At 72.4% G+C, this 8,557-nt stretch carries 8 protein-coding genes; 2 read left to right on the top strand and 6 right to left on the bottom strand.

Going from position 1 to position 8,557, the window contains the following annotated elements; genetic code table 11:
• Positions 1-46 precede the first annotated feature (46 nt).
• Positions 47-460 (bottom strand): STAS domain-containing protein, encoded by a 414-nt coding sequence (locus ABZ805_RS24155; RefSeq protein WP_358444480.1) that lies wholly within the window; start codon positions 458-460, stop codon positions 47-49.
• Between the two features lie 200 nt (positions 461-660).
• Positions 661-762, bottom strand: coding sequence for a hypothetical protein (locus ABZ805_RS24150; RefSeq protein WP_358444483.1), 102 nt, complete (start codon positions 760-762; stop codon positions 661-663).
• 35 nt (positions 763-797) lie between these two features.
• Between ABZ805_RS24150 and ABZ805_RS24145 the strand changes: the two genes are divergently transcribed.
• The gene (locus ABZ805_RS24145) at positions 798-1,010 is read left to right on the top strand and encodes a hypothetical protein (protein ID WP_358444477.1); all 213 of its coding nucleotides are present in this window, start codon (positions 798-800) and stop codon (positions 1,008-1,010) included.
• A 27-nt stretch (positions 1,011-1,037) separates the two neighbouring features.
• Here the strand turns inward: ABZ805_RS24145 and ABZ805_RS24140 are convergent, their stop codons facing one another.
• Positions 1,038-2,531, bottom strand: coding sequence for a long-chain fatty acid--CoA ligase (locus ABZ805_RS24140; RefSeq protein ID WP_358444475.1), 1,494 nt, complete (start codon positions 2,529-2,531; stop codon positions 1,038-1,040).
• A gap of 137 nt (positions 2,532-2,668) precedes the next feature.
• On the opposite strand from ABZ805_RS24140, the gene ABZ805_RS24135 reads away from it, so the two are divergent.
• Positions 2,669-3,889, top strand: coding sequence for a helix-turn-helix domain-containing protein (locus ABZ805_RS24135; RefSeq protein WP_358444472.1), 1,221 nt, complete (start codon positions 2,669-2,671; stop codon positions 3,887-3,889).
• Between the two features lie 32 nt (positions 3,890-3,921).
• On the opposite strand, the gene ABZ805_RS24130 is transcribed toward ABZ805_RS24135, so the two are convergent.
• From ABZ805_RS24130 to ABZ805_RS24120, 3 genes are all read right to left on the bottom strand, one after another.
• Positions 3,922-5,430, bottom strand: a complete 1,509-nt coding sequence (locus ABZ805_RS24130; RefSeq protein ID WP_358444469.1) for an aldehyde dehydrogenase family protein — start codon at positions 5,428-5,430, stop codon at positions 3,922-3,924.
• Between the two features lie 126 nt (positions 5,431-5,556).
• Positions 5,557-7,110 (bottom strand): GMC family oxidoreductase N-terminal domain-containing protein, encoded by a 1,554-nt coding sequence (locus tag ABZ805_RS24125; RefSeq protein WP_358444466.1) that lies wholly within the window; start codon positions 7,108-7,110, stop codon positions 5,557-5,559.
• Between the two features lie 398 nt (positions 7,111-7,508).
• Complete coding sequence (locus ABZ805_RS24120; RefSeq protein ID WP_358444463.1) at positions 7,509-8,297, bottom strand: DUF1932 domain-containing protein; 789 nt, start codon at positions 8,295-8,297, stop codon at positions 7,509-7,511.
• Between the last annotated feature and the right edge of the window lie 260 nt (positions 8,298-8,557).

The following is an 8,557-nucleotide window of genomic DNA, read 5'->3' as shown; positions in this document are numbered from 1 at the left end:
GCCGGAGCCCGTCGGGTGGACGTTCGCGGGTGGTCCGGGCGCCCGCTCAGCCCGCGTCGGGCCCCGCGAGCGCTTGCGCGACGGTGGGGTAGCACCGCATCGCGGTGTCGAGCCCGGCCACCTCCAGCGCGTGCGTCACCTCGCGCCGGGTGCTCACCAGGCGGAGTTCGACGCCGCGGGCCCGCGCGTGCAGGTGGGCCCGCCGCAGCAGGTCGAGCCCCGCCACGCTCAGGAAGCCGACGTCACCGAGGTTCGCGACGATGATCCGGACCTGGGCCGACAGGCGCGGCCACAGGACTTCTCCGAGGTGTTCGACGGTCTCGTCGTCGATCTCCCCCGCGGGTTCGACCACGATCGACTCGTCATCGGGGTGCGAGACCCGCACGCGGAACCGCGGCGACCCCGATTCCGGTCGCTGGTCGGCCTCGGTCGCGTTCTCGGTGGGGTCCGGGGTGCTCATGCTGCGCGCTCCACTGTGGTCTCGCCCCGGTCAGCGCGCAGCCTCCGCCCCGCGATGCGGATCCCTCGGCGGAGTTCTGCATCGCGAACGGATCAGCGACGCCGAACCGGCACCGTTCCTGATCCTGGGTGGCTGACTGCTCAACCAACGGCATCCTAACCACCGCGCCGATCCACCCCGCGGCGTACCCGCGCGATCGGTCAGGTCGGGAGGACCTTGCGGAGCCGGAGCGCGAGGTGGATTTCCAGCGTCCGCTCGGGTTTCCGCCAGGAATCGCCGAGCAGCCCGGTGATCCGGTCCAGTCGCTGCTCGACGGTGTCGACGTGCAGGTGCAGCGATGTCGCCGCCGCGGACGCACGGGACGAACCCCCCGCAGCACTTGGCGGACACCGCCTACGCCGCGTGGGTCGCGTTCGTCCGGGACGGCGGTCCGGGCTGGCGGCCCGTCGGCCACGGCACCGGGATGGTCTTCGACGAGGAGTGCCGGAAGACCGAGCTCCTCACGATCGAGCGGCGGATCGCCGCGGCCGTTCCCGAGGCGCGCGGCTGATCCGAGCAGCGGGGCGGAGGGCCCGCGTCACGCCGAGCCCGCGGGGGCCGCTGCGGGCCGCGCCGTGCGGACCTCGCGGCGCAGCAGCTTGCCGGTCGGACCCTTCGGCAGCTCCGCGGTGACCCAGACCTGGCGCGGGTACTTGTACGCGGCGACGCGGGCCTTCACGAACTCGCGGATCTCGTCCGCGGTCGCCGTCGTGCCCGGCTTGAGCGCGATCGCGGCGACCACCTCTTCGCCGAGCTCCGGGTGCGGCACCCCGACGACCGCGGCCTCGGCCACGGCCGGGTGCTCGTAGATGACCTCCTCGATCTCCCGCGGGTACACGTTGTAACCACCGCGGATGATCATGTCCTTCTTGCGGTCGACGATGGTGAAGTAGCCGTCCTCGTCGCGGACCGCGAGGTCCCCGGTGCGCAGCCAGCCGCCGATGATCGTCTCCGCGGTGGCCTCCGGGCGGCCCCAGTAGCCCTTCATCACGTTCGGGCCCTTGATCACGATCTCGCCGACCTCGCCGTCCGGGACGCCGCGCCCGCCGTCGTCGATGACGCGCAGCTGCACGTCCCGCACCGGCACACCGATCGAACCGGGCTTGCGCTCGAGGTGCGGGTGGTTGAAGCACGCCACCGGGGAGCTCTCGGACAGGCCGTAGCCCTCCAGGATGACGCAGCCGAAGGTCTCCTCGAAGGCGCGCAGCACCTCGACGGGCAGCGGCGCCCCGCCGCAGATGCAGGCGCGGACGGTGGTGAGGTCGGCGCCGCCCGCGGCGTGCAGCATCGCCGAGTACATCGTGGGCACCCCCTCGAAGACGGTGACCCGGTCCCGCTCGATCACCTGGAGCGCCTTGGCGCCGTCGAAGCGCGGGATCAGTGTCAGGCACGCACCGGCCTGCACCGCCGCGACGAGACCGCAGGTGAGCCCGAAGACGTGGAACAGCGGCAGGCAGCCCATCACCACGTCGTCCGGCCCGATCTCGATGAGCGTCTCGCGGGTCACCGCGGCGTTGCCGTCGATGTTCGCGTGGGTCAGTTCGGCGCCCTTCGGCTTGCCGGTGGTGCCGGAGGTGTAGAGCAGGACCGCGGTGTCGTCGGCGGCCCGCTCGACGATCTCCGGCACGCCTTCGAGATCGGTCCCGCGCAGGTCGACGACGACCACGTCGGCGCCGGTCCCGACGGCCCCGGCTCGCGCCTCGTCGGCGGCGTCCGGCGCGGCGAACAGGAACCGGGCGCCCGAGTCGGCCAGGTAGTACTCGATCTCCCCGCACTTGAGCAGCGGGTTCATCGGCACGACGACGCCGCCGGCGAGCAGGGTGCCGAACAGGTGCACCGGGTAGGAGGGCACGTTCGGCAGGATCAGGCCCACCCGGTCACCGGGCCGGAGCCCGTGCTCGGTCAACCAGCGCGCCACCCCGGCGGCCTCGGCCAGGAGCCGCTCGTAGGTCAGCACGGTGCCGTCGAGGCGCACCGCGTCGCGGTCTCCGTGCGCGCGCGCCGTGTCGAGCAGGCGTTGGGCGAGGTTCATGGTGGCCTGCCTCCTGTGGTGGGGTCCGAGGTAGGCATCACTATCTCGCCGCCGACCTGCCGAATCACCGGGACGGCGTCCAGTCGCGGCCGGACGTGTTTGTGGTCCGACGACAACGAGGCGGTAGCGTGCGAAAGATGGAAGCTGCACCGCTGATCGGCCGCATCGTTGATCGTGTGACGGTGGACCTGGAGGCCACGATCGATCGTTCGGTGGCGCGCACCTGGGACGAGGTGCCCGCCTACTCGGCCAGCCGGGACGAGAGCCTGCGGCCGGACCTGCGCGCCCACACCCGGTCGGTGTTCGACGCCGTGCTGCGCACGATGCGCTCCGGGCGCCGCGCCGGTCGCGACGACTTCCGCAGCTCCGTGGAGCAGGCCCGGCACCGGGTGCGGCAGGGGGTCGCGCTCGTGGACTTCATGCAGGGCTTCCGGATCGGGCAGGAGACGCTGTGGGAGGCCATCGTGGCCGCGGCGAAGGAGGACCCCGACACCCGGTTGGCGGCGCTGGACCTGGCGATCCACGTGATGAACGTGATCGAGGTGGGCAGTTCGGTGGCGGCCGAGACCTACATGGTCGCCCAGCAGATGGAGCTGGCCGACGACGACCTGCTCCGCCGGGACCTGGTGGAGGACCTGCTCGCCGCGCGCGAACTCATGCCCGGCCCGAAGGCGGACCTGGCCGCGGAGTGCGGGCTGGCGGCGGCCTCGTCGGTCGTGGTGGTCGTCGCGAAGCCCAGCACCGCGCTGCGCCCCGACCAGAGCCTGCGCGAGGTGGTCACGACGGTGCGCACCTCGATCGGTGCCGGCGGGCAGGGGATCGCGGTGCTGCGGCAGGACCACGTCGTGGGGATCACCCCGGTGCACGCGGACGGCGCGGACCTCATCAAGGGCCTCGATCGCGCTCACCGCAGCCTGCAGGGCCGCGGCATCCACCTCGGCGTCGGCGTCAGCACCGTCCACGACGGGCTCGCCGAGGTTCCTGCCGCGCGCCACGAAGCGGTGCTGGCCCGGAAGAGCCTGGCCGGTGAACCGGGCGTGCGGCGGCTCGCGGAGCTGTCCCCGCTGGACTACCTGCTGCTGCTCGACGACGCCACCGCGCGGCGGCTGATCACGCCGTCGATGCGCTCGTTCATCGAGGAGGACCTGGCCCAGTCGGGCGCGCTGATCGAGACGATCCGGCTGTACGCGGCGTGCGACCTCAACGCGAAGGCCGCCGCGGAACGGCTGCACGTGCACGTGAACACGGTGTACTACCGCTTGGAACGGATCTCCGAACGCACCGGCTGCGAGCTGCGCAGCTTCGCGGACTTCCAGGACCTGCTGGTGGCGGCGCGGCTGCTGGCCCCGGCCGAGTAGACCGGGGCGGGCAGCCGCGCCGCCGGGGGTGATCAGGCGGGCGGCGGCAGGACCAGCGCGTAGCCGCGCTTGGACCAGTCGCTGTCCTTGGCCTCCTGGATCGCCTTGACCTGCGTGTACTCGGCGAGGGCGTCGGGGCCGAGCTCGCGGCCGATGCCGCTCTGCTTGTAGCCGCCGAACGGGTTCATCGGGAACCCGGCGTGCCAGTCGTTGATCCACACCGTGCCGGCTTCCAGCTGGTCGGCGACTCGCGCGGCGCGCTCCGGCGAACCCCACACGCCCGCGGACAGGCCGTACTCGCTGTCGTTGGCGATGCGCACCGCGTCCGCGTCGTCGGAGTAGCCGATCACGACCAGCACCGGCCCGAAGACCTCTTCGCGGGCGATGCGCATGTCGTTGGTGACGTCGGTGTAGATGATCGGCGCCACCCACGCGCCGCGGTCGAACGGCGCCGCGTCGGGCAGCTCGCCGCGGTAGGCGATGGTGGCACCCTCCTCGGCGGCGATGCCCACGTACCGCTCCACCCGCTTCTTCTGGTCGTGCGAGGCGACCGGGCCCATGTCGGTGCCCGGGTCGAGCGGATCGCCGATCCGCACGTCCTGCACCCGGCGGACCAGCCGCTCGACGATCTCCGCCTTGCGGGACTCGGGCACCAGCAGCCGGGTGCCGGACTCGCAGACCTGCCCGGAGTACATCAGGAACGCGAACAGCGACCCGTCGATGGCGAGGTCCAGGTCGGCGTCGTCGAGCAGGATGTTCGGGCCCTTGCCGCCCAGCTCCAGGGTGACCTTCTTGAGGTTCTCCGCGGCCTTCCGCTGCACGAGCTTGCCGACCTCGGTGGACCCGGTGAAGCCGATCTTGCGCACGTCCGGGTGCCCCGCCAGCCGGTCGCCGACGGTCTCCCCGGGCCCGGTGATCACGTTGAGCACGCCCCGCGGCAGCCCGGCCTCCTCGGCGGACTTCGCCAGCTCCAGCAGGGTCAGCGGGGTGTTCTCGTCGCACTTGAGCACGAAGGTGTTGCCCGCGGCCAGCGCCGGGCCCAGCTTCCAGCCGGCGAGCACCAGCGGGAAGTTGAACGGCACGATCCCCGCGCACACCCCGATGGGCTCGCGGCGGATCACCGAGCGGGAGTCCTCGGTCTCCGGGGACATCGGGTTGGCCTGCTCGGGTTCGAATCCTCGTGCCATCGCGGCGAAAACCCGCAGGTTCGCGATGCCGAGTCCGATGTGGAACGCGCCGGCGGTGCGGATGGTGACGCCGTTCTCGCCGGTCGCCAGCTCGCTGAGCAGGTCGGCCTTGGCCTCCATGCTGTCGGCGATGCGGTCGAGGACGTCGGCCCGCTGTTCCGGGGTCATCCGGCGCCAGGTGCCCTCTTCGTGGGCGGCCTTGGCCGCGGCGACGGCGGCGTCCGCGTGCTCCACCCCGCCGAAGGCGACGCGGGCGGTGATCTCGTCGGTGGCGGGCGAGGTGATCTCGTACGTCTCCGGCGCATCGACCCAGGCCCCGTCGATGAACATCCGGTAGGTCGGTGCTTCGGTCATGCTGGTCTCCTGGTGGATCGTGGTGCTGGTGGTTCGGCGGCCTGCCTGTGGTTCAGCGGCCTGTGGATTGGCGGCTTGCGTCCTGTGGACCTGCGTCCTGTGGACTGGCGACCGGCGGCCTGCGGATCAGTCGCCTGCGGACTGCTTGACCAGGTCCGCGGCCTTTTCGGCGATCATGATCGTGGGGGCGTTGGTGTTGCCGCGGACGACCGTCGGCATCACCGAGGCGTCGGCGACGCGCAGCCCGTCGACGCCGAGGACCTTCAGCTCGTGGTCGACGACGTGGCCGATTCCGCAGGTCGAGGTGGGGTGGTAGAGGGTCTGGCCCACGCGGCGGGCGAAGTCGAGCAGCTCCTCGTCGGACGAGCCCTCCGGGACCACGTGGTCGCCGGTGATGACCTCCTTCATCGGCGCCTGCTCGGCGATGCGCAGCGCGGTGCGCAGCCCGGCGACGATGGCGGCCCGGTCTTCCTCGGTGGACAGGTAGTTGTGCTGGATGCGCGGCGCGACCTCGGGGTCCGGCGAGCGGAGGGTGAGGCTGCCGGTGCTGGTCGGCTTCAGCACGCACGGCCCGGCGGCGAGGCCCTGCGCGGTCTGGGCGCCGAGGCCCTCCTCCGCGAAGAAGCACGGCGTCGAGTGGAACTGCACGTCCGGCCCGGCCAGACCCTCGCGGGTCTCGAAGAACCCGCCCGCCTCACCGATGTTCGAGGTGAGCGGCCCGCGGCCTTCGGACTGCAGCAGCGCCGCGTTCTCCGGGCTCGCCGCCGTCATCAGCGTCTCGCGGTCGGTGAGGTAGTTCAGCATCACCATGTAGTGGTCCTGCAAGCGCTCCCCGACGGGGAGGTCGGCGAGCAGCGGGATGCCGAAGGCCGCCAGCTGCGCGGCCGGGCCGACTCCGGAGAGCAGCAGCAGCTGCGCCGAACCGTAGGCGCCCGCGCTGAGGATCACCTCGCGCGCCGCGCGCAGCTCCTCCACCCGGCCGTCGCGGCTGATCTCCACGCCGACGGCCCGGGAACCCTCGAAGAGCACCTTGCGGCTCAGCGCTCCGGTGATCACGGTCAGGTTGGGGCGCTCCGCGGCCGGGTGCAGGTAGGCGACGGCGGTGCTGCACCGCATGCCGCCGCGCTGGGTGACCTGGAAGCGGCCGACGCCGAGCTGATCGGGGCCGTTGAAGTCCTCGTTGTGCGCGTAGCCCGCCTCGACGGCCGCGTCGACCCAGGCGTCGCACAGCGGGTTCATCGACCGGCTCTCGGACACGGTGAGCGGGCCGTCGGCGCCGTGGTACTCGTCGCCGCCGCGGGCGTTGCCCTCGGCCTTTTTGAAGTAGGGGAGGACCTCGTCGTAGCTCCAGCCGGTGGCCCCGTCGGCCGCCCACTGGTCGTAGTCGGCGCGGTTGCCGCGGATGTAGATCATCGCGTTCATCGAGCTGGAACCGCCGAGCATCTTGCCGCGCGGCAGGTAGGCGCGGCGCCCGTTGAGCTCCGGTTCCGGCTCGGTGTCCAGGTCCCAGTCCCACCGGCTCTTGAACAGTGAGCTGAACGCCGCCGGGATGTGGATCTCGTCGGCCGTGTCCGCCGCTCCCGCTTCGACCAGCGCCACCGTCACATCGGGGTCCTCGGTCAACCGGGCGGCCAGCGCGCACCCCGCCGAACCGGCTCCGACAACGATGTAGTCGTACATGGCTTCCTCGCTCCCCGTTGAGTCGATCTGCTCGGGGACGAGTGTGACTACGGGCACAGCGCCAGGACTTTGGGTCAGCCTCCAGAGTTGCGCCGATCGGCCTGTAGCCAGGCCACAAGCCGGGTGGAACGGGCCGGATCGACCGTTTTGCGGGAGATCGACCGGGTTGGGCGAGTGCGCCGTGGCGTGGTCGGTGCCCGTGCCGGTGCCCGTGCCCGTGCCGGTGTCCGTGGTCGCGGTGTCGGCTCGGCGGCGTCCCTCGGGCGGGTCGCGCGCGCCGTCGGCGGGGCGTGGCGCTACCGATTCTGGTCGGTCCGTCGTCCGGTCGGCGTGCCGTCGCCCGCGGGGCTCGCCACCTGCCGCCTGCTACCTGCCGCCTGCTTCCCGCCGCCTGCCGCCTAGTCGTGCTGGTGGGCGATGCGGGCCAGCAGGTCGCGGCTGGCGGTGGCGACCGCGGGTTCCACGCCGAGCTCGGTGAGCATCTCCGCCGCGGCCGCCATCTCGGCGGTGCGGCGGACCGCGTGCCGGTGCGTGCCGCGCACCATCCTGTCCATTGTGGATTCTCCTGCTGCGGCGAGTTCGGCCGCGATGTTCTCGCGGAGCCACTGCTCGTGCCCCGCGGCGCGCGCGGCTTCCAGCGCTTCGACGACGGCGGCCGACATGCCCTTGAAGAAGACGCTGCGCAGGAGCTTCTGCGTCGCGGCCAGCCCGGCGCCTCCCTCCGCGACCGCCACCTGGGCGCCGAGCGGGTTGAGCACGTCCACGACCTGCCGCGCGGCGCGGCCGCAGGCGAGCATCGGGGTGCGCAGCCCCGTGCCGGGAACGGGAGCCATGATCGCCACGTCGGCGAAGGTGACGCCGTGGTGCTCGGCGAGGGAGTCGAGCTCGCGCTTGGTGGCGGGCGAAGCGGTGTTCAGGTCCGCCCACGCCGCGTGCGGGGCGACGGCGCCCGCTCCCGCACGCAGCGCTTCCCGCGCCGCCGCACTGCTGTTCGCGCTCAGCACCAGGTCCGCGCCGGTGGCGGCTTCGGCTTCCGAGGTGGTCTCGACGACCCCGTCCGGAGCGGCCACCGCCGGGTCGTAGCCGCGCACCGCGGCCCCCGCGACGAGCAGATCGCGGGCGAACGCGCCGCCCGCCTCGCCGAGTCCCAGCACCGCGATGGTCGGACGACGATCGTTCCCGGTCATGGCTGCCCCTCCGGCGAAGATGCGGAACTTCCCAGCCGCCACCGTAGACTGCGCACAATATTGGTGACAATCTCGGTGCGAATCGAGGAGGGCGGTGGAAACCGGTCAACCGTTCGCCGTGGCGTGCCGCGGCGCGGTCGTGCTGGGGAGTTCGCCGACCCGGCGATCGCGAGGCGGACGGCGATCGCCCTCGCCGCCGCGCTCCTGCGGACCCGGAACCCGGACCCGGACCGGTCGGCCGAACTCGCCCGCGGTGCCGA

The sequence above is a fragment of the Saccharopolyspora sp. NPDC047091 genome, from assembly GCF_040643635.1.
Lineage (GTDB): Bacteria > Actinomycetota > Actinomycetes > Mycobacteriales > Pseudonocardiaceae > Saccharopolyspora_C.
Note: the sequence above shows the minus strand (reverse complement) of the source record. Positions and strands in the feature narration are given on the sequence as shown.